The organism is Priestia sp. YIM B13552 (assembly GCF_042787775.1).
Classification (GTDB): Bacteria; Bacillota; Bacilli; order Bacillales; family Bacillaceae_H; genus Priestia; species Priestia megaterium_E.
Map to the genome: position 1 here is coordinate 4,831 of NZ_JBHZOU010000009.1, position 22,972 is coordinate 27,802.

Below are 22,972 nucleotides of genomic sequence, written 5' to 3' on the forward strand. Positions count from 1 at the left end.
CAAGCAGCAGCACAAGCACAGGCAGCACAAGAGCAGGCACAAAAAGAACAAGAGCAAGCAGCAGCACAAGCACAGGCAGCACAAGAGCAGGCACAAAAAGAACAAGAGCAAGCAGCTCAGCAACAGCAACAAGCAGCTCAACAGCAGCAACAGCAGCAACAGCAGCAACAGCAGTCTCAACAGCAAGCTAGCGGCAAGTCTATGACTGTTGAAGCAACAGCTTATACAGCTAACTGTGCTGGATGCAGTGGTACAACAGCTACTGGAGTAAATTTAAAATCAAATCCAAATCAACGAGTAATTGCGGTTGATCCTAGCGTTATTCCATTAGGTTCAAAAGTATACGTTGAAGGTTATGGTCAAGCTGTAGCAGCAGATACAGGTGGCGCAATTAAAGGAAATCGAATTGATGTATTCGTTTCTTCAGATAGTGCTGCACAAGACTGGGGCAGAAGATCAGTTAAAATTACAGTTATCGACTAATACTAGTCTTATAGAATAGAAGTAAAGAGAGATGTCTTTTAGGAGACATCTCTTTTTTTATGCTTAAAATGAACGTTTGAAAAAATTAGGTCCGGGCATACTAAAATTTATAGTAGGAATTAGTTTGTTATATTAGTAATTATTTCTTGATTTATATACAATGTTTGAGTGTCCTAAAAAGCTGAAAATATGTCAGGAGTATAGAAATATGAAACTTTATAAAAAAATGGCTTTACTAATAGTGCTGGGTGTTATCGCAGGATTCTCGTATCTAGGCTATCAGGGATTATTTCAGCACGATGATCATTTGAATACGTCTGATCATAATCCTTTATCTTCTTCTAAACAGAAGCAGAATAGTATAGAAACTGTAGGGAACCCAGAATCCATTGCTGTGTTAGTAAACAAGCAAAATCTTCTTCCTGATCACTATGAACCCACTGACCTTGTATACCCGGACGTTCGGTTTATATTTAAAGAAAAAATTGAAAAGCGCCAAATGCGTACAGAAGCAGCAAAAGCATTAGAAAGGATGTTTTCAGCTGCTGAACGAGAAGGAATTTACTTAGCCGGTGTTTCTGCCTATCGTTCTCAAAGCCGTCAAGAATCTCTTTATCAAGCGTATATAAAACAAGATGGAGAAGCGGCAGCTAATCATTACAGCGCTCACCCAGGCAGCAGTGAACATCAGACTGGTTTAAGTATAGATGTATCAAGCAGCACCGGTAAGTGTGCAGCTCAAGATTGTTTTAAAGATACTCCAGAAGCCAAATGGATTGAAGCAAATTCATATAAATACGGATACATTGTTCGCTATCCAGAAGGAAAGCAGCAGATTACAGGTTATAAATATGAGCCGTGGCATATACGATTTGTCGGAAAAGAACTCGCCTCTAAAGTGTCTAAGAAAGGAATTACGTTAGAAGAATATTATAACGACTACATGCAAGTTGATAATCCGGTTAAATAAAAAAGAAGAGTGATATAAACTCTTCTTTTTTTGTATTGCTGAAATATATCCTTACTTTAAAAGGTGGAATGAGGGAAAGATGTAGAGATGAACCACGGGATGCTATATCCTATGCCTTACTAGTAAAAGAGTTAACGTTTATAAATTATAATGAATTTTGTGATAAAGAATACTCATGTTCGTTTTCATTTCCCTTCACATATTCTACAAAAAAGGGAGGTGAAAGAAAATGAGTTTTTACGGAGGTTATGGTTATGGGTACGGAGTAGGTCACGGAAGTAGCTTTGCGCTAATCGTTGTGCTATTTATTTTACTAATTATCATCGGTGCTTCATGGGCAGGGCACTATTAATAAGGTGTCCATAAATAAACTCCCTTGAAATAATTCAAGGGAGTTATCTGTTTTTATCTATAAGTAGGTAACTGTAAGTACGAAGTGCTTACATATCCTTTAAAGCCGTTGTATTCTACAAAAGCCCAATCAAATGAAAGCTTGTTATCTTTGGAGTAGCCCCAAGCTAAGAAGCTGACGCTTTTTCCTTTAGGAATAGTTGTTACAACTTTGTTGCTTGTGCTAGGCCCTGTGCGTAAATTAAGGTTAGCAGCTGTATGAACAGTAGTAGGGACTTTCATTAAATAGGAAGTACTGATATATCGGGTGCCGCCAATTATTTTAATGGCAGCCCAGTCTGCATTTACAAACTTGACTACTTCAATTTGATCTTTTTTTCTTAATGTATCAAGAATCTTTCCCTGAGTGCTAGGTTTTGAACGTATATTGAGTACGTTTGCGGTCACTTCATATACGCTAAACGGTGCGTTTATTTTTTCTGCTGCACTTGCTGTTTGCTCGTGAGTGAATGGCAGTGTTCCAGATAGAGATGAAAAAGTAAAGCCCGCTGCTAATGCTAAAACTGATATAGATTTTGTAATTGTCTTCATACAAATATCCAACTCCTTAGTGAAATAGGTAATAACTTTTCTATAACACTAAGAATAAGGGTTACTTGTTTCTAAGTTGTTACCAACATATATCCCAGTTGTAAATTTATAAAAGGTCTGTAAAAAAGTTTATTTCACCGACCTTTTAATAGTTTTATTGTTACTCCTCCTCGCGATCTTCCGTTGATTTGTAAAAAGAAAAATATACAAAAACAGATAATACTGTTCCATAAATGCTCCACAAAGCTAAAGCGAAAATAAATTCTTTCTGCAGGCAATAAATAATGGTTAAAGCAACTAGTGCAATAAAACTTATTAAAATGGTCTTTTTCATAAGCACCCCGCCTATTTAGTTTGATTACTCTATATGCTTTTTGATCTTGCTTTTACCCTATAATTATTCGACTATTGCGCTAAAGATGAAAGGAAAAAGTTAAATAAAGCCGAACGTATAATAAAAAGAAGAATGCAGGGGGCGTTTTATGTTAGAACAACATGTGTTAGAAGATATACAAAAGCTACAGTCTATTTGCGAACAAGAAGAGCACATAGAGCTGAAGCTGAATTTTGATATGTTACGAAGTCGAAAACAAAATGAAGTTAACGATTTTTTTCATTATGAAGATAATCAGCTTGTTGGGTTTATTGGTCTTTATGGGTTTGGGAATACAGTAGAAATATGCGGAATGGTCGCTCCTAGCTATCGCCGAAAAAGGATTTTTTCAAAGCTGTTTTCTCAAGCTTTACATATATGTAAGAAGCGTGGGTATACAGAGATTTTATTAAATGCTCCTGGCGATTCGGTTTCAGGCAGGAAGTTCTTAAAGCAAATTCCATGTTCATTTACTTTTTCAGAATATCAAATGAAGTGGACAAAAAAAGAATTGGAAGATGATAATCCCTTTGTTACACTTCGCTCTTCCCAATCAGATACCGATATGAAAATGGAAATGCAAGTTGATGTGGAATGCTTTGGTATGTCTTTAACAGAAGCAGCTGCTTATTATGAACAAACGAAAACGGAAGAACAGCAAAATCATTTTATCGTAGAGTACAATAGTCAAGCGGTTGGAAAGTTAAGGGTATCGTATGATAAAAGCGAAGCATGGATTTATGGATTTGGTATTTTACCTTCTTATCAAAAATTGGGAATAGGAAAAGCTGCTTTAAAACAAGTTGTTTTAAAGCAGCTTCGGCTAGGATATGATATATTTCTTGAGGTTGAAGCAAAAAACAAACGCGCTTTGCAACTCTACGAAACATGCGGTTTCAATTCATATCACGTGCAGGATTATTACGTATACAGCTTGTAAAAAACACGGAAATCTTAGATTTTCGTGTTTTTTATTTATATATTAGATGATATGTGCTTTTTTGAGTAAATAATGAGAAAGTAGAGAAAAAGTAGAGAAAAAGTGATATGCCCGTTGATAGAAACAGGGAAGGGCATACAAACATGATAGGAGCACTGCAAGCAAGGATACACGTAAGAATACCTCCAATAAATGCTTTTCTAAACAATTGATAAGCCGTATACCCCAGGCTAATACTGATAAATACATTGATGAGGCTAAGAAAAATAAAAGAAAAAAACAAATTATTTCCCCCCGTGTTTTTAATACACAATAATAAGAAATATTTTACACTTTTAATATAGCAAAAAATAAAAAAACAATAAAATTTGGATACTAAAGATGAAAAAGGAAGCGATCTGTGTTATGTATAGTAAAGTGAATGAAAGCGTTAAAAACGGAAATGAGTTAATAAGGCAATGCAGTAGAAAGAAAGGAGTAATAGGATGGAATTTGCCCATATCTTTACACTAAGTGTATCTGTTGTAACAGCTATTAATGTTTTATTAGCCGGTATTCTTATTTTCATCGAACGAAGAGATATAGGATCTACATGGGCGTGGCTTCTTATTTTATTTTTTATACCGATTGTCGGCTTTATTGTATATCTATTCTTTGGAAGACAGCTAAAACAGAAGAACTTTTATAAGTTATCATCTGATGAGCGGGAATATTTAAGATCTTCAGTAGATGAACAATTAAAAGAACTTAAAGCTACCCATGAATATCGAAATGATTTATTGATTCAACATAATAAACTGCTGTTTACTAATTTAAATTCTTCTAAGTCACTCGTGCGCACTGACAATGAAATTGATATCTTTAGTGATGGTAATCAGAAATTTGATGCATTGTTTGAGGACATTCGAAATGCTAAAAAAGAAATTAATATTCAATATTATATTATTCAACGAGATAATCTTGGCAAAAAATTAAGAGATGAGCTAACAAAAAAAGCAAAAGAAGGTATAAAGGTTCGTGTTCTTTATGATGAAGTAGGATCTAGAAAAATGACGCCATCATTTTTTAAGGAGCTTATTTCATATGGCGGCGAAGCACAGGCATTTTTCCCTTCAATTCTTCGCTTAATTAATTTCCGGATTAACAATCGAAATCATCGAAAGCTTTGTATTATTGATGGTGAAGTAGCATACATAGGAGGATTTAACGTAGGAGATGAATATTTAGGGTTAAATCCAAAAATGGGTTATTGGAGAGACACTCATTTTCGCATTAAAGGAGAGTCAGTGAACGATATTCAAGGGAGGTTCATTTTAGATTGGCATCAAGCAACAAAACAGCCAATTGAACTGGAACAATTTTTGCATCGTACAGAAACTCATTCTGGAACGGTTCCTGTACAAATTGTAGCAAGCGGGCCAAACTCGACTACTCAGCATCTGAAAAACATGTATATCTCATTGATTATGTCGGCCAAAGAAAGTGTGTACCTTCAAACGCCTTACTTTATTCCAGACGCAAGCTTTATGGATGCTTGTAAAATTGCTTTATTATCTGGAGTAGAGATTCATATTATGATTCCAAACAAACCCGATCATCCTTTTGTTTATTGGGCTACGTGGTCTCACGTAGGCGAGCTGCTGACGTATGGTGCGCATATTTATCTCTATGAAAAAGGCTTTTTGCATGCTAAAACGATTGTAGTAGATAATGAAGTGTCTTCTGTAGGAACGACGAATATTGATCCACGAAGTTTCAGCCTTAATTTTGAAGTGAATGCAGTTGTATATGACCAGCCTATTGCCAAAAAGTTGCAGAACCTGTTTCTTGAAGATGTGCAGTGCAGTTCAAAATTAACGCTCGAACGATATAAAGAGCGCTCTCTTCTTATAAAATTTAAAGAAGCGGTATCTCGCTTACTGTCACCAATTTTGTAATACAAATCATTGATATCATGAAACAGACTTGAATTTTTAGATTCAGGTCTGTTGTTTTATTGGTTTCTCCTTGTAAGGAGAGCTAGAGATAAAGTTAAAAAGTTTTACCAAAAAATCCAAGGGTATTAATACTATAACAAGCTAAAAAATGATAATACCTAGGAGGAATAGAAAATGACAAAAAATGTAGTAGGTACGTATGATTCAGAGGCAGCCGTTATTACAGCGATTCGAAATTTAAAAACACAGGGATATCCGGACAGTGCACTTTCTGTTTTGACAAACAGTGGCCTGCGTCATGAAAATACAGAAGCGATTGAGCATTCTGCAGGAATTGATGTGCAAACAGTTGATACAGATCAACACTCAAAACACCATCAATCCTTTATGGAGAAAATAAAAAATGCTTTTACTCCGTCTGAAGAAAAAATGGATCAAGATGTTAATCGAATCGAAAATCAATTAACCGAATATGGTGTACCTGCTGCAGAAGCTTCCTCATATGTATCTGATCTTAAAAAAGGAAAAGTTTTGCTGATGGTAGACGCAGTTGAGCATGATAAACACAATTCAGCTCTAGGACAAGCAGTGACACCTGCTGAAAAATCAGCTGACCCAATGAATGAAAAAATGTTATACGGCAATCACGAAAATAAAATAAGGTAATGTTGAAGTAACCAAATGCGATAATAAAAGACTGCGTTCTTAAATAAAAGCTAGTTAACGAAAGGAAGGGGACCGATGAGAAATCTAGAAAAAACGGAATATGAACTTGACTATTTAAAACAGCAGCAAGAAGTTAATCAGAAGCTCATCAAAGTTTCACAGTCTCTTGTTGCTACGTTAAAACAGTATGAAGAAGAACCAGAGAATACGGAAGTGTTAGCTGTTCTTGCTGACTTAGAAGGTCAGCAAGAACAGCTAAAAGCAAAGACCGAAAAGATATCTAAAGAGCTTGCACATTTATAGAGTGAGATGAAAGAAGTTCCTATAAAAGGGACTTCTTTTTATGTTTTATCATAAACAATCTATTGTGAGAGAAAGAGAACCTTATATAATGGAACGTAAACGTTATGGAGAGGTTTTGTTTTAGATACATATAGAGGAGAAGAAACGCGATAAGAGATTATGTAAAAATGGGAAAAGGAAGAACGGTCATTCGCTCTTCCTCCAGCCGTATTGCTTATGATAGTGATTTAGAAACGTCCGCCGCCAAGTTGCTGTTCAGCCATTTGCACAAGACGTTTTGTGATTTCGCCGCCTACTGAGCCGTTTGCGCGTGCAGTTGTGTCAGGACCAAGAGTTACGCCAAATTCGCTAGCGATCTCATATTTCATTTGATCGATTGCTTGTTGAGCACCGTGTACTGCTAATTCGTTGCTGCTCTTATTTCTGCTGTTTGCCATCATAATCAACTCCTTTTATAAGGTTAAGATTATGATTTGATTAATAGATAGTTTTTATACATAAAATAAAAAAATTTTTTCAGGGACTTATAGAATATGCTTACTGGAATAAAGAACCAAAAGTTTCCGCTAGGTAACGGAAAATAATTATGTGTAGAAAGAGAGAGGGGACAAGTAAAATAGAACACAAGTAAGCGATTACAAAATGATTAAGATAGAAGGAAAATTTTAATATTCCTATTCTATTTAAAAGGAGGAGATTTGCCATGTATCAAAGGTTAAAAAAGTCTGTACTATTGGCTATTACATTGAGTTTAGCAATTGGCATTGTACTCTCTTATGAGAAAGCAGCGCTGGCGAAGCAGACGCACGAAAAAGCTACATCCTATCGTACAGTGACAGAGATTTATGACTGGGGAGCGGCGATCACAAAAATTATTATTGACTTAGGTGAACCTGTTCCAACCAATTCACTTACAAAAGAAACGTTTAAGGTGCATGTGGCTCGAAGTGATAGTCGATTAGAACCGTCTTTATTGGAACAAGGAGATCGTACAGTAAAAAAAGCCTATGTATCCGATAAAGATGGACAACCAGCCGTACATACTGGAAAATATGCAGTTTTAGAAATGGAAGTTGGACCAGCTGTTTCATTAGGAGCACCACTAAATTATGATGAATATGGTACAGGATTAAATGCATGGGTAGACAGTCAATATACCATTACTCAGCAAAAAGACATGATAACAAATAAAGGAAAGTTGTCAGGGCTTGTAGTGAAAAAGTTTGCGGGAGAGAAAAAAGAACTCGTAGATGATTTTACAATTAAAAAAGGTATATATCAAAATATAGAATTAGCATACGCAAGTCATGCGCCGGCAAAGGATAAGAAAAAGAATCCATTAATCATTTGGCTACATGGTGGAGGAGAGGGAGGAACAGATGCAACAATTCCCTTATCTGCCAATAAAGCTGTTAGTTTTATCACAAAAGAAACTCAGGCTTATTTTGAAGGTGCCTACGTTTTAGTACCGCAAGCGCCAACAAAATGGATGGATGGTTATACGGGTAAAGCGGATGGAACTTCTATTTATAAAGAATCACTGATGGCCTTAATTGAAGAATATGTTTCTAAAAACCCTGATATTGATCCCAATAGAATCTATATCGGAGGAGCATCTAACGGCGGATATATGACTATGCTTATGATTCGTGATTATCCAAAATACTTTGCAGCAGCATTTCCAGTATGTGAAGGACTAAATGATAGATTAATTACGAATCAAGATATTGAAAAGATGAAAGAAACACCTATTTGGTTCGTAGCCGCTAAGAATGATACAGTCCTTCCGCCAACAATTAACACTCTTCCAACTTATAAACGTTTGGTGAAAAGCCATGCAAATAATGTTTATTTATCACTATTTGAGGATGTGCATGACACCACAGGCTTGTATAAAAATAATGATGGTTCACCCTATCAGTATAATGGACATTCATCTTGGATATATCTGTATAATAATGAACCCAACGCTAAAATAAACGGAAGCACAACAAGCATAATGGAATGGATGAGCAAACAATCGTTGAAAAATTAATCATTTTAAAAAAAGCTGTTGCACATTGAACAGCTTTTTTATTTCTCTTTTAAAACGAAAGATTGTATCTAAAATAAACGATTGAATACTTTCGTGATAAAATAAGGAAAGAGATCACGAAGAAAGGAACAGTGAAAGTGAAACCAACCATTTACGATGTTGCGAAAAAAGCAGGGGTATCAATAGCCACTGTATCCAAAGTAATCAATCAAACAGGCCGTATTAGTGAAAAAACGATAAAAAAAGTAAATGAAGTAATGATGGAATTAGATTATCAGCCTAGCAGTGTTGCAGCGGCGTTAACAGGAAAAAAGACGTACACGATCGGTGTTCTAGTTCCTGATATCTCCAATCCTTTTTTTGCGGAGGTAGCAAGAGCTTTTGAAAATAGTGCTAGAGCAGCGGGATACACGCTTTTTTTATGCAGTACAGATCATCAAACTGCGCGCGAGCATGAATATATAGATCTTTTATTTAAAAAACAAGTAGATGGAATCATTATCGCAACCGAACTAAATGATACGAAGCTCGTAAAGAAGATCGTGAAGCATGATGTACCGCTTGTATTGTTTTCAGTTGACCATCCTTCTATTTCAACGCATGTAGTGACAATTGATAACGTTCGCGGAGGATATATCGCAGGTACGTATTTAATAGAAAAAGGTCATCAATCGGTAACGATTATGACTGAAAAAGATAGGAAAAGCAGTGAAGGACGATTAGCGGGATTTAAACAAGCGCTCACAGAAGCAAATTTATCACTAGAAAATCAGTCCATTATCAGCTGTTATTCAACAGTAGAAGATAGCAGGAGAGCCAGTAAACAGCTGCTTTCCTTACCTAATAGGCCAACAGCAGTCTTTGCATGTACAGATCTAATTGGGGTATCGCTCATAAACGAGGCAAGGAAGCATGGGCTTTCGATCCCGGGAGATCTGTCGGTAATTGGATTCGATAATACGATTTATGCTGATATTGCTGAGCCGGGTTTGACAACGATTGAACAACCCATTTCTCAGATGGCTACTAGTACGTTTGAACAGCTGTTAAAGTCTATGAAAAAAGAAGAGTATGCGAAACAGCGAGTAACGATTATTCCCGAACTAGTAGAACGTGCGTCCGTAAAAAAGTTATAAAATAGAGAAGGTAAAAAAGCTGCAGGTGTTGAGACACCTGCAGCTTTTTCTTCTTAAGCATATTTATAGAGAGACCGGACTTTTGACTTCGTTTATTGTTTCGCCTTTAATAGTTGTCTCTGTTGGAATCGTAAGGAAACCAGTTAGAAAAGCACCAAAGAAGTACAAGCAAGCAAAGATCCAAATTACGCCGCCCGTGCCCAAAAGACCAATAAAAACGGTTACAATTAAAGGACCTACAAAAGCAGAAAGTCCAGATCCTAAGTTCAACACAGACATTGCAGCTCCCTTATTCTCCGGAGCTAAAGAAGGCACTAACGCTGTAAGAGGAACATAACCTGCTAGTGTTGCACCGTAACAGCATGCGACAATCATCATTACCCAATAATTATGTCCGACGAATTGCGGTACATAGTAGAGAGCAAGTGTTACAATTCCGCATCCAACTCCGCCAAACCATTTGATGGTATTTACCCAGCCAAACTTATCTCCAACAATACCAAAAATAATATTAAAAGCCATATTCACAAAAAACAATGTACCCCAGATTTGCAACCATTCACTCATCGTAAAATCATGTTTCATCATATATGTTGGCAAGAAAACAACAAATCCAAATTGAGCAGCAGAGTTAATAATCTTTACGATGCCGCCGATCCCTACTTTAGGGTTCTCAAATGCAATTGTAATCCCTTTCATTAATTCTTTTGTTTTATTATCGTTTACTTTTTGTACGGTAAACTTGTCTTTATTCATAATAATCGAAAAGATTCCACCGATCAAAACAAAAAGTAAACCACTCCATAAGGTAGCGATTTCGCCAATTTTTGGAACCATATAACTTGAGTAAAAGGCTCCGATTACGCTTAATCCGAGCTGGAAGACAAACCAAAACCAGCCTACTGCTTTTGAAAGCATTTCCTGGGGCGTGCGATAAGACACCCAGACCAAGAATGAGTAAGCAAATAAAGGGTAACCAAATCCTCTAAGAGCATAACAAATTAGTATAATTGTGTAATTCATAATATGAAGTCCTAAGCCTATAAATCCAATGGAACCAATAATAAAGGATATCAAGCCGAATGCCATTGCTTTTCTAGGACCCCACAGCTGAACCAGTACGCCGGAGAACCAGGAAGAAACTGAGACCGTAATGCCGTAAACAGTAAACAGTAAAGCAGCATGTTCAATGGTTAAACCTCGTTCTACAAGATAAGGAGATAACCATCCTTGTTCTAAACCATCGCCAATCATAAAAACAATAATACCTATGTATCCCCACGTTAAATGAGAAGGGATCCCAATCCTGTCTAAAGCCGTTTTTCTGGAAATAAATTCATTCATTTTCCACACCACCAGATCGATTATTTTGTGTAAAACATCAAACTAATTTGGTTAAGCGCTTAATCTATTTGATAAAAAGTATACGCTTACATTTTTTGAACGTCAATTAAAATTTTAAATATATATAATTTTCAATTAAATTATTTTAATCATAAAAATATTAGTATGTAAGGAAATAATCACTGAATTCATGATAAAAATACTTAAATATAGAGAATTTCTTTATGTTTCATCGATAAATAGATAAAAAATAAAAATAGTTTTTTATAGTATGTATTTAGATTGTTAAAAAACAAATATTCTAAAAAATCTATAAAAATTGTTTGCATTTCAGAAAACGTTATGTATAATTGGAATCAGGAAAGCGCTTAACCTATATAGAGGTTTGAGCGAATGTTTTCTTAACTTTTAATTAAAGGGGAAAATAAGATGGGGATTCTTACAATTGGAATAATTGGTGCTGGACGCATAGGGAAATTACACGTTGATAATTTAAAATTAATGCCGCAAATAAAAATTAAAGCGGTTTCAGATGTGGTAGTAGACCATTTACATGAATGGGCTGCAAGTAAAGAAATTTCGACGTTAACAACAAATTATCAAGATTTATTAGCTGATTCAGAAATTGATGCCGTTTTCATTTGTTCGCCAACGAATACGCACGCATCGATTATTAAAGAAGCAGCTCGAGCGAAAAAGCATATTTTCTGTGAAAAGCCCGTTAGTTTTTCGGTAGAAGAAACAATCGAAGCGTTAGAAGTAGTAAAAGAACATGGAGTGCAGCTTCAAGTTGGCTTTAACCGACGCTTTGATCCCAACTTTAAAAAAGTGCATGATCTTGTACAACAAGGAGAAGTAGGACAACCGCACATTTTAAAAATCACCTCCAGAGATCCTCAGCCTCCGAGTCCGGAATACGTTCGCGCTTCAGGAGGATTGTTCATGGATATGATGATTCATGATTTTGATATGGCTCGTTATGTAATGGACAGTGAAGTAATTGAAGTATCGGCTTACGGCACGACGCTCATCGATCCTGCTATTGAAGAAGCAGGGGATATAGATACGGCAATTGTATCATTAAAATTTGCAAATGGAGCTTTAGGTGTAATCGATAACAGTCGTCAAGCTGTCTACGGTTACGATCAGCGCCTTGAAGTTTTTGGTAAAAAAGGTGCAGCTGCTGCTGACAATTGCCGTCCTACTACAGTAGAAATATCAACAGGCGAAAGTGTAGTCAAAGAGAAGCCGCTGTATTTCTTTCTTGAGCGCTATACACAAGCGTACATAGCAGAAGTGACACAGTTTGCAAGAGCAATTATGGAAAAACAAAGCGTTATTTGTACAGGGAACGATGGGTTACAAGCAGAACGAATTGCTAAAGCAGCAAAAGAATCTTTACTATCCGGGCAGCCAGTGAAGATTGAACATAAAAAATACGCAGTGAATTAATGACGGTAAACGTGGGGATGAAAGAAGTTGGTCTTTCTACCCTTTTAGGAAAGCGCTTAACTAAGGAGGAATAAAGATGAATCCGCTTGTTTTTAAAGAAAATCGTGGGTTAGATTTCATCGCTGTTGGCCGTTTATGCATTGATTTAAATGCAAATGAAACACAGCGTCCAATGGAAGAGACTAAAACATTTACTAAATATGTAGGAGGCTCTCCGGCTAATATTGCGATTGGAGCAGCAAGGCTAGGCTTAAAAACCGGTTTTATCGGAAAAGTATCAGATGATCAAATGGGACGCTTCATTACGGATTATCTGCAAAAAAATAAGATTAATACAGATAGCATTGTTGTTGATAAAACGGGGGCCGTAACGGGGCTTGCTTTTACAGAAATCAAGAGCCCTACAGATTGCAGCATCTTAATGTATCGTGATAACGTAGCGGATTTAAAGCTAAGTCCTACAGAAGTATCCGAAGAATATATCAAACAGTCAAAGGCACTTTTAATATCTGGAACGGCTCTTGCGCAAAGTCCTTCTCGTGAAGCAGTGTTTTTAGCACTAGAACACGCACGCAAGCATGAAGTTGTAGTGTTTTTTGATATCGACTATCGTCCATATACATGGGAATCGGAAGCTGAAACGGCAGTCTATTTTAATTTAGCCGCTGAAAAATCAGATGTAATTATTGGTACGCGAGAAGAGTTTGACATGATGGAAAAACTTTTAAATTATAAAGAATCTAATGATCAAGTAACAGCAGAGCGCTGGTTTTCTCACCATGCTCAAATCGTCGTGATTAAGCACGGTGGAGAAGGGTCTATTGCCTATACAAGAGATGGTAAGTCTCACCGCGGAGGAATATTTAAAACAAAAGTTCTGAAAACGTTTGGCGCTGGTGATTCCTATGCTTCAGCCTTTATTTACGGATTGATGCAAGGGCTGGAAATTCCACAGGCAATGCGATTGGGGGGTGCCTCCGCTTCGATTGTCATTTCAAAACACAGCTGTTCAGATGCTATGCCGACAAGCGGTGAGCTCTTCAACTTTATGGAGACAGCAACGGAAGTTTTGCAGGAAGCTTAATAAACAAAGGAAAAATCTTGAGAGATTGCTTGAGAGATTAAAGGAATAGCAACTTATTAAAATTAGATAAAGGGAGAGATATTCTATGACACAGACAGCAGTAAAAACAGTGAAAAACTATATTGGTGGACAATGGATTGAATCAGCTACATCAAAAACGGAACCTATGTATAACCCAGCGACAGGTGAATTAATCGCACAGGTACCTCTTTCTACAAAAGAAGACGTAGATCAAGCGGTGCAAGCAGCAAATGAAGCGTTCAAAGGGTGGGCAAAAACAGCTGTGCCTAAACGTGCACGAATTTTATTCAAGTATCAGCAGCTATTAGTAGATAACTGGGATGAATTAGCAAAGTTAGTGACGGTTGAAAACGGAAAAAGCTTTAACGAAGCGCGAGGCGAAGTGCAGCGTGGTATTGAATGTGTAGAATTTGCGGCGGGTGCTCCTACGTTAATGATGGGGAAACAGCTTCCTGATATTGCAACAGACATTGAGTCTGGCATGTACCGCTACCCAATTGGTGTAATTGGGGGAATTACGCCGTTTAATTTCCCAATGATGGTTCCCTGCTGGATGTTCCCGCTTGCAATCGCTTGCGGCAATACATTTGTGTTAAAGCCTTCTGAGCGTACGCCGCTTTTAGCTGCAAGATTAGTAGAATTATTTGAAGAAGCTGGTTTGCCAAAAGGTGTATTAAACATTGTAAACGGCGCGCATGATGTGGTAAACGGTCTTCTTGAACATAAGTTAGTGAAAGCTATTTCGTTTGTAGGTTCCCAGCCTGTAGCTGAGTACGTGTACAAAAAAGGTACGGAAAACTTAAAGCGTGTTCAAGCTTTAGCCGGTGCTAAAAACCATTCAATTGTATTAAAGGATGCAGATTTGAACGTAGCAACAAAACAAATTATCGGAGCCGCTTTTGGTTCAGCAGGTGAACGTTGTATGGCAGCATCTGTTGTTACTGTACAAGAAGAAATTGCGGATCAGCTAATTGAAAGATTAGTAGAGGAAGCAAATGATATTGTAATTGGCGACGGCTTAGAAGAAAATGTCTTCTTAGGACCAGTTATTCGTGAAAATCATAAAGAGCGTACGCTCAGCTATATTGAATCAGGCGTGCAAGAAGGAGCAAAGCTTATTCGTGACGGTCGCACAGATGCAGCAGTAAATGGCAATGGCTACTTTGTCGGACCAACGATTTTTGATCATGTTACGCAAGAAATGAAAATTTGGGAAGATGAAATTTTTGCACCTGTGCTGTCCATTGTACGTGTGAAAACATTAGAAGAAGCTATTGAAGTAGCTAATAACTCTCGATTTGCAAACGGTGCTTGTATTTATACAGATAGCGGCGCAAGTGTACGTGAGTTCCGTGAAAATATTGAATCTGGTATGTTAGGAGTAAATGTAGGGGTACCGGCACCTATGGCATTCTTCCCATTCTCTGGCTGGAAAGATTCTTTTTATGGTGATCTTCATGCAAACGGTACGGACGGCGTGGAGTTTTATACAAGAAAGAAAATGGTAACAACGCGCTGGTAAGTAATTCATTAAAAATCGCATCTCATTTTAAAAGGAAGTATCAGGAATTAAAGATATTCCTTATGCTTCCTTTTTTAAAATCAGAATCTAGTACTAGAAGGGAGAAAGAAGCATGGAAACAGTTAGAATGACGACGGCACAAGCATTAGTGAAGTTTTTAAATCAGCAGTATGTTGAATTTGATGGAAAGCAGCATCAGTTTATTAAAGGGGTTTTTACAATTTTCGGGCACGGAAATGTGGTAGGTCTTGGGCAAGCTTTGGAAGAAGATCCAGGAAATCTAGATGTATATCAGGGACGTAATGAACAAGGAATGGCCAATGCAGCGATGGCTTTTGCAAAACAAAAACATCGAAAGCAAATTATGGCTTGCACATCTTCAGTGGGGCCAGGTTCAGCAAATATGGTTACAACGGCAGCCACTGCTTCAGCTAATAATATTCCAATTTTGCTGCTTCCTGGTGATGTATTTGCAACTAGACAGCCGGATCCCGTTTTGCAGCAAATTGAACAGTCATATGATTTATCTATTTCTACAAACGATGCTTTTCGACCAGTGAGTAAGTACTGGGATCGCATAAGCCGCCCTGAACAATTGATGACAGCTATGATTAATGCGATACGTGTGTTAACGAATCCTGCAGATACGGGAGCTGTAACTATTTGTTTGCCTCAAGATGTGCAGGGAGAAGCATGGGATTTTCCAGCTTATTTCTTCCAAAAGCGCGTTCACCGCATTGAGCGCCGCCTTCCGACTAGGGACAGTCTAGCAGATGCAATTCAATTAATGAAAACAAAGAAAAAGCCAATCATCATTTGCGGAGGAGGCGTTCGGTATTCAGAAGCTGCAAAAGAGTTAAAGCAATTTGCTAGTGAGTTCCATATTCCATTTGGAGAAACTCAAGCAGGGAAAAGTGCCGTTGAAAGTGACTATCGCTACAATCTAGGCGGAATAGGTGTAACAGGGAACTCAGCTGCTAATACAATCGCTAAAGCAGCAGATTTAGTAATTGGAGTAGGCACTCGATTTACTGATTTTACAACAGCATCTAAACAGCTTTTTCAACATCCCAACGTGCAATTTCTTACCATTAACACGTCTGAATTTCATGCAAATAAACTTGATGCTGTGAAACTTGTAGCTGATGCAAAAGAAGGGTTGCTTGCTCTTATGAAAGAGCTAAAATCAATTGGCTATCAGTCTGGTTATACAACAGAAATTGCAAATGCTAAAGACGCATGGGAAACAGAATTAGAGCGTCTGCATAGCATACGTTTTACTGGTGCAGATTTTGTTCCGGAAATACAAGGTCATTTAGATGAAAGCTTAGCTGAATATGTAGAATCACTTGGTACTCAATTAACGCAAACCGAAGTAATTGGAGAGGTGAATAAGCTCCTTGATGACAACTCCGTCATTGTTGGTGCAGCAGGAAGTCTTCCAGGCGACTTACAGAGAATGTGGAAGTCTATTAAACCTAATACCTATCATATGGAATATGGATATTCATGTATGGGATATGAAGTATCAGGCGCACTTGGAGTTAAGCTGGCAGAACCAGCTAAGGAAGTGTATGCGATGGTTGGAGATGGAAGCTATCAAATGCTTCATTCAGAGCTTATTACAAGCCTTCAAGAAAGAAAAAAGATAAACATTTTACTGTTTGATAACTCAGGCTTCGGGTGCATTAATAATCTTCAAATGTCAAACGGTATGGGGAGCTTTGGCACAGAGTTTCGTTATCGAAACGATGAAACAGGAAAACTAAACGGAAACGTGATGAAAATTGATTTTGCAGCCAGCGCCGCAGGCTACGGTGTAAAAACGTATCGCGTAAGTTCTCTTGAAGAATTAAAAATGGCGATAGAAGATGCACAAAAACAAGAGATTTCTACGCTAATTGATATTAAAGTGCTGCCAAAAACTATGACGAACGGTTATGAATCATGGTGGCATGTAGGAGTAGCAGAGGTATCTAAAAATCAGCATGTACAGGAAGCTTATGAAGATAAAGTGAAAAACCTTGAAATGGCAAGAGTTTATTAAGGAGCAGGAGAAAATGAGGTTGTTGAAGAGAAACATTCGATAAATATAAAAAGGTTTTAATTTCATATAAGGGAGAGGAAGAGATGTTCAAGGAAAATACGGTCAAACTGGGGATTGCTCCAATTGCTTGGACAAATGATGATATGCCTGAGCTGGGAGCTGAAAATACATTCGAGCAGTGTATCAGTGAGATGGCTTTAACCGGTTTTAGAGGAAGTGAGGTCGGAAACAAATATCCGCGAAATGTTTCAATCTTAAAAAAGGCATTATCGCTTCGGAATTTGGAAATTGCAAGTGCGTGGTTCAGTACATTTTTAACAACAAAGCCGCTGGAAGAAACGGTAACGCCATTTATTGAACATCGCGATTTTTTATACGAAATGGGAGCAAAAGTAATTGTTGTGTCTGAACAAGGACACAGCATTCAGGGGCTGATGGATGTTCCTTTATTTAAAGAAAAGCCTGTGTTCACGCCAACAGAGTGGAGCAGACTTGCAGAAGGCCTGCACCATCTTGGGAAACTGGCACGAGAAAAAGATATGCATATTGTCTATCATCACCATATGGGAACAGGTGTACAAACAACAGAAGAAATTGATCAGCTAATGGGGCTTACCAATCCGGAGCTTGTTTCTCTGCTATTTGATACCGGTCATCTTGTCTTTTCAGGAGAAGAACCTCTTTATATCTTAAAAAAATATCTGCACCGTATTAAGCATGTTCATTTAAAGGATATTCGTCAAGAAGTAGTTGATCGAGTCAAAGAACAAGACCTAAGTTTCTTGCAAGCGGTAAAAGAAGGAGCCTTTACTGTTCCAGGTGACGGAGCTATTGAATTTGATGAAGTATTCACTACGCTTGCCACTTCGGATTATAACGGATGGTTTGTCGTAGAAGCAGAACAGGATCCAGCCCTTGCTAATCCTTTTGAATATGCGTTAAAAGCAAGAAACTTTATTAAAGAAAAAAGCGGTCTTTAATTTCCATTGTAAAAGATTTTACGCCTTTTATGTGTTTATGAAAGGAAAGGAGGAGAGGAAATGAAGCCAACCATTTATAGTGTGGCTGAAGAAGCAGGTGTATCAATTTCTACGGTATCAAAAGTCATCAATCAAACCGGTCATATTAGTGAAAGAACAAGACAAAGAGTAATTGAGGTTATGGCGCAGTTGAATTACCATCCAAGCGTCGTAGCATCTGCTTTAACAGGAAAACCCACTAAAACGATTGGGCTTCTCGTACCTGACATCTCCAACCCTTTTTTTGCCGATTTGGCAAGAAGCATAGAAGACCGGAGTCATGAGCGAGGTTTCCATGTTGTAATGTGCAATACCGATAACGATGCGGAAAAAGAGAAAAAGTATCTATCGCTGTTAATACGTCAGAAAATCGACGGTTTAATTGTAGCTTCTGCTTTTCGCAATGCTAATCTTTTAAAAAATATGCTTAAGCAAGATATACCGATTAGCGTTATTGCTTCAGAAATTCCTCACATATCCGTTAATACAGTGACAGTGGATGACTACAAAGGGAGCTATTTAGCGACTGATTATTTGCTGTCTTTGCATCATAAAAAAATTGCGATTATTACAGAAAATGCAAAAAGCAATCACGCCCGTTTAGATGCTTTTCGAGAGGCTATGCAACAAAATGGAATCATCGTGCCGCCTCAGCACGTTATTACGACCGAAGCAAGTATTCAAAAAGGATATGAAAGTGCTAAGCAAATTTTTTCAATGAAGGAGAAAGTGACGGCTATTTTTGCTTGTAACGATTTACTGGCTATCGGAGTTATCCAAGCTGCAAAAGAATTCAAAATTGATGTACCGCAAGACTTATCAGTGATTGGCTTTGATAATACGGTTCTTTCTACTACCATTACGCCCATGTTGACGACAGTAGCACAGCCGACAAAAGAAATGGCCGTAAACGTAGTGGATTTGCTGGTTAGAGAAATGAAATATCCAGCGATGCATAAAGAACATTTGCTTCTTGAGCCAAAATTGATTGTTCGGAAATCAACGGCTCCGTTACAAAGGGAAGCCACAGCATCTATAAATAATTGAACACAATCAAGAATATTGCCGTTAATAAAAAATCCTCATAGTCACATATTTAAAAGAATTTAGAGAGTCTATGAAGAAAAATGAGTAATTAGTAAATTCTTATCGCGCTACTACATAAAGGAGGAATTCAAGGATGTTAGGTAAATTAGGTGAATTAAATAAAGGATACAACGTACTTACAGAAATGACCGGTCAGCACAAAGATATGCTGATGGATATTGGGATTTATAAAATGTCCCAAGGAAAACAGGAAACTTTACTAGACAGCAGCAGTGAAACGGCTATTCTTTTACTAGAAGGAAAGGTAAAGCTGGAGTGGGAAGGCCATTCGAAAGAACTTCAGCGCCAGTCCCTATTTGAAGAAGAGCCTTGGTGTTTGCACGTTTCAAAAAATGTGGAGGTCAAAATTACCGGGCTTGCCGATAGTGAAGTACTAGTTCAAAAAACGGATAATGAAAAAGAATTTTCATCAAAATTATACACGCCCGAAGATTGTCAAAACACAGTGGCTGGTGAAGGAGTATGGGAAGGTACTGCTCAGCGTGTAATCCGAACAATTTTTGACTACAATAACGCTCCTTACTCTAACCTTGTTATTGGAGAAGTTATTTCTTATCCAGGAAGATGGTCGAGTTATCCGCCTCATCATCATGACCAGCCCGAAGTGTATTACTATCGTTTTGACAAGCCACAAGGATTTGGCTGCGCAATGGTTGGAGAAGATGCGTATCGTGTAGTTGATAATAGTTTTATTACAATTCCTGGTGAATTGGATCATCCTCAAGCAACGGCTCCCGGCTATGCGATGTACTTCTGCTGGATGATTCGCCATCTCGACAATAATCCGTGGACAGACCGTATTATGGAAGAAGAGCATAAGTGGTTATTAGAGCCAGATGCAAAAATTTGGCCTGAAAAATAAATAAAGATCTCTATACGAAATAGGTTTCAAATGTTGAAAAACCTCGAATAAAAAATAATTATGCGTAAAATAATAGTTTATTTTTGTAAAATATGTTTTTATATGTTAAAATATAGCTTGTATTAATATTCAGGCGATGATATCGCTCTTTGCTGCAGATTCCTTTTTAGGAGTCTCTTTTTTTTGGGAAACTGAAGCAAAAGATACAGACGACTCGTATATAAATTAAAAAGAAAAGGAGATAAGCGTAAGCCGCTTATCTCCTTTTCTTTTTAGCGTTATCTAATGCTAAGTTCTTTTTCACTACTTTTTCTAAAGCAACTTCCACGTGAACATTTTTTTCATCGATGTCATTCACAAGCACGACGGTTCCTTTTCGTCCTTTAATCTTTAAATCATCACCCGTAGAAGGAATGTTTTCCCTCAGCTGGCTTAATAGAAGTTTTCTGTTTTCAAAAAAGTGGACAGCCACCATTTTATCTCACCTATTTTCATATGATATGTGTGATACAAAGATGTGTATATGAAATCCTTCCTATACATTATGTCGCCAGGGGTGGTTTTAGAACACATTGAATAGACAATTGTTGCATCGATATATGAAATAAATAGGATGGCATAGTTATAAATCTTCTATTCTTGGACATACTTATACTACTAATCTAAAAAGGGATGTGGATGAAAATGAAGGTGGCTATCGGATTAAGTGTATTTACGGTCGTTACAGGAGCAATTGCATTAGGGTCGGTTTACTTTTTAGCAGGTATCTTTTCATTTTTCTTAACGGTTTTTTCATAAAAAAATCCACCAAGAGGTGGATTTTTTATTTAGCAGCGGCTTTTGTTTCATGAGGCGAATTACCGATAAATCCAAATTTCCCGCCGACAACTTCTTTTACTTCGTGGATGACAATAAAAGAATTCGGGTCAATTTGCTGGATTTTCTTTTTAATTTTTAATAGCTCGTTCTTTTTAATAACAACGTAAATAATACGTTTATCTTTGTTGGCGTAGTAGCCGTATCCGTAAAAGATGGTGGCTGCATTTCCAAATTCACTGGTGATGACTTGCGCTATGTCTTTGTATTGATCGGACATAATCGTCATTGCTTTTTTGTTGTGGAAACCTTCGATAACGACATCTACGATTTTGGCACAAAGATAGACGAATATAAAAGTATAGAGCATGTTATTGACGCCAATAGCGAAAACTGATGCTAAAATAATGACACTGTCCATGTAGAACATGCTTTTAGAAATATTATAGCCTTTTGTGTAGTTTAATAAATAAGCTAAAAGAGTTGTTCCACCAGTCGATCCATCCGCTATAAAAATGAGCGCCAGTCCTGTTCCCATTAGTAAGGCGCCGAATACAATTCCTAAAATCATGTCGTGAACGTGAAAAGGAATATAGCTGACTAGACCGAGGAAAACAGATGTCATGACGGCTCCTAGAATCGTATAAAGAATCGTTTTTTTGGTTAGAAATTTATAGGCTAAGGCAATAAATATAAGGTTTACAAGAAATGTGCTGATACTTGTAGGGATATGAAATAAATAATATAAAACAAGGGCAATACCAACCGTACTTCCGTCACCTAATTTATTTGGAATGACGAAAAAATCAATGGATGCAGCAACTAAAAGTGCTCCAACAATAATTAAGATAATGTCTTTATAGATTGTTTTCAATATGCAAACCTCCTTGATTATTAGGATATTTTCATGTGGAATCTTGTTTTTACTAGTGTTTCACAAATGATAAAATAAAAAACGTCTTAGAAATTGTCTAGTTATAAAACTGATCAACTTCTAAGACGAAGAATTACGATACGTGTATAGGTCTTAATCCGGCTTTTCTATGCTTCGATGTCACCGATTATATAAACCTCTGACCGCTATGTCAACGCTGTGAGAGATGTTCAACTTTTCAAAAAATAGAAGGCGGTTTCCTACATAAAAAAAGAATCCTTTGCGATGGTGCAAAGGATTTTCAAATTTATTGGAATAGGGGGAATACGTTATTAGGATTACCATTTTCATAAATTAATATACCTTTATTTTTTAAAAAATTTATTTGTTAATGACGATTGAAAGTTTGTAATTCACATGCTGATTTAGCTCTGTCAAAAAATCATTTAGTTCTTCATTTGAATGAAATTTGCATTCTAGTAAGTAGCAGCCATCGCCGCTGATTTTAAAGTTGTTGATAACGTGCTCCTGCTGACTTTCTAAAAATGTAAGGTAGGGGTGATGATGAATGCTCTGCGTATAGATATTTAAAAATGCATGGATGGTGTAGCCGAGTGTTCGTTCATCAATGTTAATTGTATAGCCTTTGATAATGCCTTCATCTTCTAACTTTAATACTCTAGCAGAAGTGGCTTGTCCGGTTAAATGCACTTTTTCTCCTAATTCTTTCATCTTCATACGTCCATTTTTTGATAGCTCTTCGAGTATGCGTTTATCTGTATTATCTAACATCGCTACAAATCCTTTCGTATTTCAAATCAAAAGGGTTAACTACTTGATGTCACCTATGTATACTGATACGTCTTCTATTTTATACTAAAGGAAAGTAAGAAAAAAGAGCAGTCAATATGCAAGATATAGAAAGCAGCAGTAGTTTGTAAACAGCTAGTTTGACGAAAGCTTAAGCTTGCTGTATGATTCTTTGAGTGTTTACGTGGTTCGTAACCATCCCACGTTAAAAAACTAAGGAGAGAATAGT

23 protein-coding genes and 1 riboswitch are annotated in these 22,972 nt (G+C 37.2%); of the genes, 16 read left to right on the top strand and 7 right to left on the bottom strand.

All coding sequences use genetic code 11. The features are described from left to right. From ACFX40_RS24270 to ACFX40_RS24280, 3 genes are all read left to right on the top strand, one after another. Positions 1 to 483: 3D domain-containing protein (locus ACFX40_RS24270; protein WP_377256768.1), on the top strand; the 483-nt coding region annotated here is incomplete at its 5' end. A 208-nt stretch (positions 484 to 691) separates the two neighbouring features. Further along, on the top strand, positions 692 to 1,453 hold the full coding sequence (locus ACFX40_RS24275; protein WP_377256771.1) for a M15 family metallopeptidase: 762 nt from the start codon (positions 692 to 694) through the stop codon (positions 1,451 to 1,453). 229 nt (positions 1,454 to 1,682) lie between these two features. Then, on the top strand, positions 1,683 to 1,805 hold the full coding sequence (locus ACFX40_RS24280) for a YjcZ family sporulation protein (protein WP_081085221.1): 123 nt from the start codon (positions 1,683 to 1,685) through the stop codon (positions 1,803 to 1,805). A gap of 53 nt (positions 1,806 to 1,858) precedes the next feature. Here the strand turns inward: ACFX40_RS24280 and ACFX40_RS24285 are convergent, their stop codons facing one another. After that, positions 1,859 to 2,395: an SH3 domain-containing protein gene (locus tag ACFX40_RS24285; protein ID WP_377256774.1), complete on the bottom strand. Its 537-nt coding sequence runs from the start codon at positions 2,393 to 2,395 to the stop codon at positions 1,859 to 1,861. A 160-nt stretch (positions 2,396 to 2,555) separates the two neighbouring features. After that, positions 2,556 to 2,729 (bottom strand): hypothetical protein, encoded by a 174-nt coding sequence (locus tag ACFX40_RS24290; RefSeq protein ID WP_013081589.1) that lies wholly within the window; start codon positions 2,727 to 2,729, stop codon positions 2,556 to 2,558. A gap of 148 nt (positions 2,730 to 2,877) precedes the next feature. Here ACFX40_RS24290 and ACFX40_RS24295 point away from each other — a divergent pair, with 148 nt between their 5' ends. The 4 genes from ACFX40_RS24295 (at position 2,878) to ACFX40_RS24310 (ending at position 6,614) form a co-directional block, all read left to right on the top strand. Continuing rightward, entirely contained in the window at positions 2,878 to 3,708 is an 831-nt protein-coding gene (locus ACFX40_RS24295) for a GNAT family N-acetyltransferase (RefSeq protein ID WP_098334668.1), read from the top strand. Between the two features lie 485 nt (positions 3,709 to 4,193). Next, on the top strand, positions 4,194 to 5,645 hold the full coding sequence (gene cls, locus ACFX40_RS24300; protein ID WP_098250151.1) for a cardiolipin synthase: 1,452 nt from the start codon (positions 4,194 to 4,196) through the stop codon (positions 5,643 to 5,645). A gap of 174 nt (positions 5,646 to 5,819) precedes the next feature. Further along, positions 5,820 to 6,311, top strand: coding sequence for a YflT domain-containing protein (locus ACFX40_RS24305; protein WP_028410210.1), 492 nt, complete (start codon positions 5,820 to 5,822; stop codon positions 6,309 to 6,311). 75 nt (positions 6,312 to 6,386) lie between these two features. Further along, on the top strand, positions 6,387 to 6,614 hold the full coding sequence (locus tag ACFX40_RS24310) for a hypothetical protein (protein WP_028410211.1): 228 nt from the start codon (positions 6,387 to 6,389) through the stop codon (positions 6,612 to 6,614). Between the two features lie 227 nt (positions 6,615 to 6,841). On the opposite strand, the gene ACFX40_RS24315 is transcribed toward ACFX40_RS24310, so the two are convergent. Further along, positions 6,842 to 7,051 (bottom strand): alpha/beta-type small acid-soluble spore protein, encoded by a 210-nt coding sequence (locus tag ACFX40_RS24315; RefSeq protein WP_016762907.1) that lies wholly within the window; start codon positions 7,049 to 7,051, stop codon positions 6,842 to 6,844. A gap of 266 nt (positions 7,052 to 7,317) precedes the next feature. Between ACFX40_RS24315 and ACFX40_RS24320 the strand changes: the two genes are divergently transcribed. Together ACFX40_RS24320 and ACFX40_RS24325 are read left to right on the top strand one after the other, a co-directional pair. Continuing rightward, entirely contained in the window at positions 7,318 to 8,649 is a 1,332-nt protein-coding gene (locus ACFX40_RS24320; protein WP_336063973.1) for a prolyl oligopeptidase family serine peptidase, read from the top strand. Between the two features lie 137 nt (positions 8,650 to 8,786). Continuing rightward, entirely contained in the window at positions 8,787 to 9,785 is a 999-nt protein-coding gene (locus tag ACFX40_RS24325; RefSeq protein WP_028410213.1) for a LacI family DNA-binding transcriptional regulator, read from the top strand. A 63-nt stretch (positions 9,786 to 9,848) separates the two neighbouring features. Here the strand turns inward: ACFX40_RS24325 and ACFX40_RS24330 are convergent, their stop codons facing one another. Then, entirely contained in the window at positions 9,849 to 11,129 is a 1,281-nt protein-coding gene (locus tag ACFX40_RS24330; RefSeq protein WP_013055219.1) for an MFS transporter, read from the bottom strand. A gap of 429 nt (positions 11,130 to 11,558) precedes the next feature. On the opposite strand from ACFX40_RS24330, the gene iolG reads away from it, so the two are divergent. From iolG to ACFX40_RS24365, 7 genes are all read left to right on the top strand, one after another. After that, positions 11,559 to 12,581, top strand: coding sequence for an inositol 2-dehydrogenase (gene iolG / locus ACFX40_RS24335; protein WP_377256778.1), 1,023 nt, complete (start codon positions 11,559 to 11,561; stop codon positions 12,579 to 12,581). 76 nt (positions 12,582 to 12,657) lie between these two features. Continuing rightward, a complete protein-coding gene (gene iolC, locus ACFX40_RS24340; RefSeq protein WP_098433046.1) occupies positions 12,658 to 13,665 on the top strand; it encodes a 5-dehydro-2-deoxygluconokinase in 1,008 nt (335 codons plus the stop codon). 85 nt (positions 13,666 to 13,750) lie between these two features. After that, a complete protein-coding gene (locus tag ACFX40_RS24345) occupies positions 13,751 to 15,208 on the top strand; it encodes a CoA-acylating methylmalonate-semialdehyde dehydrogenase (RefSeq protein ID WP_377256781.1) in 1,458 nt (485 codons plus the stop codon). A 112-nt stretch (positions 15,209 to 15,320) separates the two neighbouring features. Further along, positions 15,321 to 17,255 (top strand): 3D-(3,5/4)-trihydroxycyclohexane-1,2-dione acylhydrolase (decyclizing), encoded by a 1,935-nt coding sequence (gene iolD / locus ACFX40_RS24350; RefSeq protein WP_377256784.1) that lies wholly within the window; start codon positions 15,321 to 15,323, stop codon positions 17,253 to 17,255. A gap of 83 nt (positions 17,256 to 17,338) precedes the next feature. Beyond that, a complete protein-coding gene (iolE, locus tag ACFX40_RS24355; protein ID WP_028410219.1) occupies positions 17,339 to 18,235 on the top strand; it encodes a myo-inosose-2 dehydratase in 897 nt (298 codons plus the stop codon). 60 nt (positions 18,236 to 18,295) lie between these two features. Next, the gene (locus tag ACFX40_RS24360; RefSeq protein WP_377256787.1) at positions 18,296 to 19,321 is read left to right on the top strand and encodes a LacI family DNA-binding transcriptional regulator; all 1,026 of its coding nucleotides are present in this window, start codon (positions 18,296 to 18,298) and stop codon (positions 19,319 to 19,321) included. A gap of 133 nt (positions 19,322 to 19,454) precedes the next feature. Further along, positions 19,455 to 20,243, top strand: coding sequence for a 5-deoxy-glucuronate isomerase (locus tag ACFX40_RS24365; protein WP_028410221.1), 789 nt, complete (start codon positions 19,455 to 19,457; stop codon positions 20,241 to 20,243). 256 nt (positions 20,244 to 20,499) lie between these two features. Here ACFX40_RS24365 and ACFX40_RS24370 read toward each other — a convergent pair whose 3' ends face one another. The 3 genes from ACFX40_RS24370 to ACFX40_RS24380 all read right to left on the bottom strand — a co-directional run bounded on the left by ACFX40_RS24370 (position 20,500) and on the right by ACFX40_RS24380 (position 22,725). Continuing rightward, positions 20,500 to 20,718, bottom strand: coding sequence for a hypothetical protein (locus ACFX40_RS24370; protein WP_013055227.1), 219 nt, complete (start codon positions 20,716 to 20,718; stop codon positions 20,500 to 20,502). 348 nt (positions 20,719 to 21,066) lie between these two features. After that, positions 21,067 to 21,933 carry a YitT family protein gene (locus ACFX40_RS24375; protein WP_013081605.1) on the bottom strand — a complete coding sequence of 289 codons (867 nt, stop codon included), beginning with the start codon at positions 21,931 to 21,933 and terminating at the stop codon, positions 21,067 to 21,069. 381 nt (positions 21,934 to 22,314) lie between these two features. Continuing rightward, complete coding sequence (locus ACFX40_RS24380; protein WP_377256790.1) at positions 22,315 to 22,725, bottom strand: Lrp/AsnC family transcriptional regulator; 411 nt, start codon at positions 22,723 to 22,725, stop codon at positions 22,315 to 22,317. A 196-nt stretch (positions 22,726 to 22,921) separates the two neighbouring features. Next, a riboswitch (PreQ1 riboswitch) is annotated at positions 22,922 to 22,966 on the top strand. The last annotated feature ends 6 nt before the right edge of the window (positions 22,967 to 22,972 follow it).

Bases quoted from the DNA above. Each gene is read 5' to 3' on its own strand.
- ACFX40_RS24275 (WP_377256771.1), top strand. From the start codon at position 692: ATGAAACTTTATAAAAAAATGGCTTTACTAATAGTGCTGGGTGTTATC.
- ACFX40_RS24280 (WP_081085221.1), top strand. From the start codon at position 1,683: ATGAGTTTTTACGGAGGTTATGGTTATGGGTACGGAGTAGGTCACGGA.
- ACFX40_RS24285 (WP_377256774.1), bottom strand. From the start codon at position 2,395: ATGAAGACAATTACAAAATCTATATCAGTTTTAGCATTAGCAGCGGGC.
- ACFX40_RS24290 (WP_013081589.1), bottom strand. From the start codon at position 2,729: ATGAAAAAGACCATTTTAATAAGTTTTATTGCACTAGTTGCTTTAACC.
- ACFX40_RS24295 (WP_098334668.1), top strand. From the start codon at position 2,878: ATGTTAGAACAACATGTGTTAGAAGATATACAAAAGCTACAGTCTATT.
- cls (WP_098250151.1), top strand. From the start codon at position 4,194: ATGGAATTTGCCCATATCTTTACACTAAGTGTATCTGTTGTAACAGCT.
- ACFX40_RS24305 (WP_028410210.1), top strand. From the start codon at position 5,820: ATGACAAAAAATGTAGTAGGTACGTATGATTCAGAGGCAGCCGTTATT.
- ACFX40_RS24310 (WP_028410211.1), top strand. From the start codon at position 6,387: ATGAGAAATCTAGAAAAAACGGAATATGAACTTGACTATTTAAAACAG.
- ACFX40_RS24315 (WP_016762907.1), bottom strand. From the start codon at position 7,051: ATGGCAAACAGCAGAAATAAGAGCAGCAACGAATTAGCAGTACACGGT.
- ACFX40_RS24320 (WP_336063973.1), top strand. From the start codon at position 7,318: ATGTATCAAAGGTTAAAAAAGTCTGTACTATTGGCTATTACATTGAGT.
- ACFX40_RS24330 (WP_013055219.1), bottom strand. From the start codon at position 11,129: ATGAATGAATTTATTTCCAGAAAAACGGCTTTAGACAGGATTGGGATC.
- iolG (WP_377256778.1), top strand. From the start codon at position 11,559: ATGGGGATTCTTACAATTGGAATAATTGGTGCTGGACGCATAGGGAAA.
- iolC (WP_098433046.1), top strand. From the start codon at position 12,658: ATGAATCCGCTTGTTTTTAAAGAAAATCGTGGGTTAGATTTCATCGCT.
- ACFX40_RS24345 (WP_377256781.1), top strand. From the start codon at position 13,751: ATGACACAGACAGCAGTAAAAACAGTGAAAAACTATATTGGTGGACAA.
- iolD (WP_377256784.1), top strand. From the start codon at position 15,321: ATGGAAACAGTTAGAATGACGACGGCACAAGCATTAGTGAAGTTTTTA.
- iolE (WP_028410219.1), top strand. From the start codon at position 17,339: ATGTTCAAGGAAAATACGGTCAAACTGGGGATTGCTCCAATTGCTTGG.
- ACFX40_RS24360 (WP_377256787.1), top strand. From the start codon at position 18,296: ATGAAGCCAACCATTTATAGTGTGGCTGAAGAAGCAGGTGTATCAATT.
- ACFX40_RS24365 (WP_028410221.1), top strand. From the start codon at position 19,455: ATGTTAGGTAAATTAGGTGAATTAAATAAAGGATACAACGTACTTACA.
- ACFX40_RS24370 (WP_013055227.1), bottom strand. From the start codon at position 20,718: ATGGTGGCTGTCCACTTTTTTGAAAACAGAAAACTTCTATTAAGCCAG.
- ACFX40_RS24380 (WP_377256790.1), bottom strand. From the start codon at position 22,725: ATGTTAGATAATACAGATAAACGCATACTCGAAGAGCTATCAAAAAAT.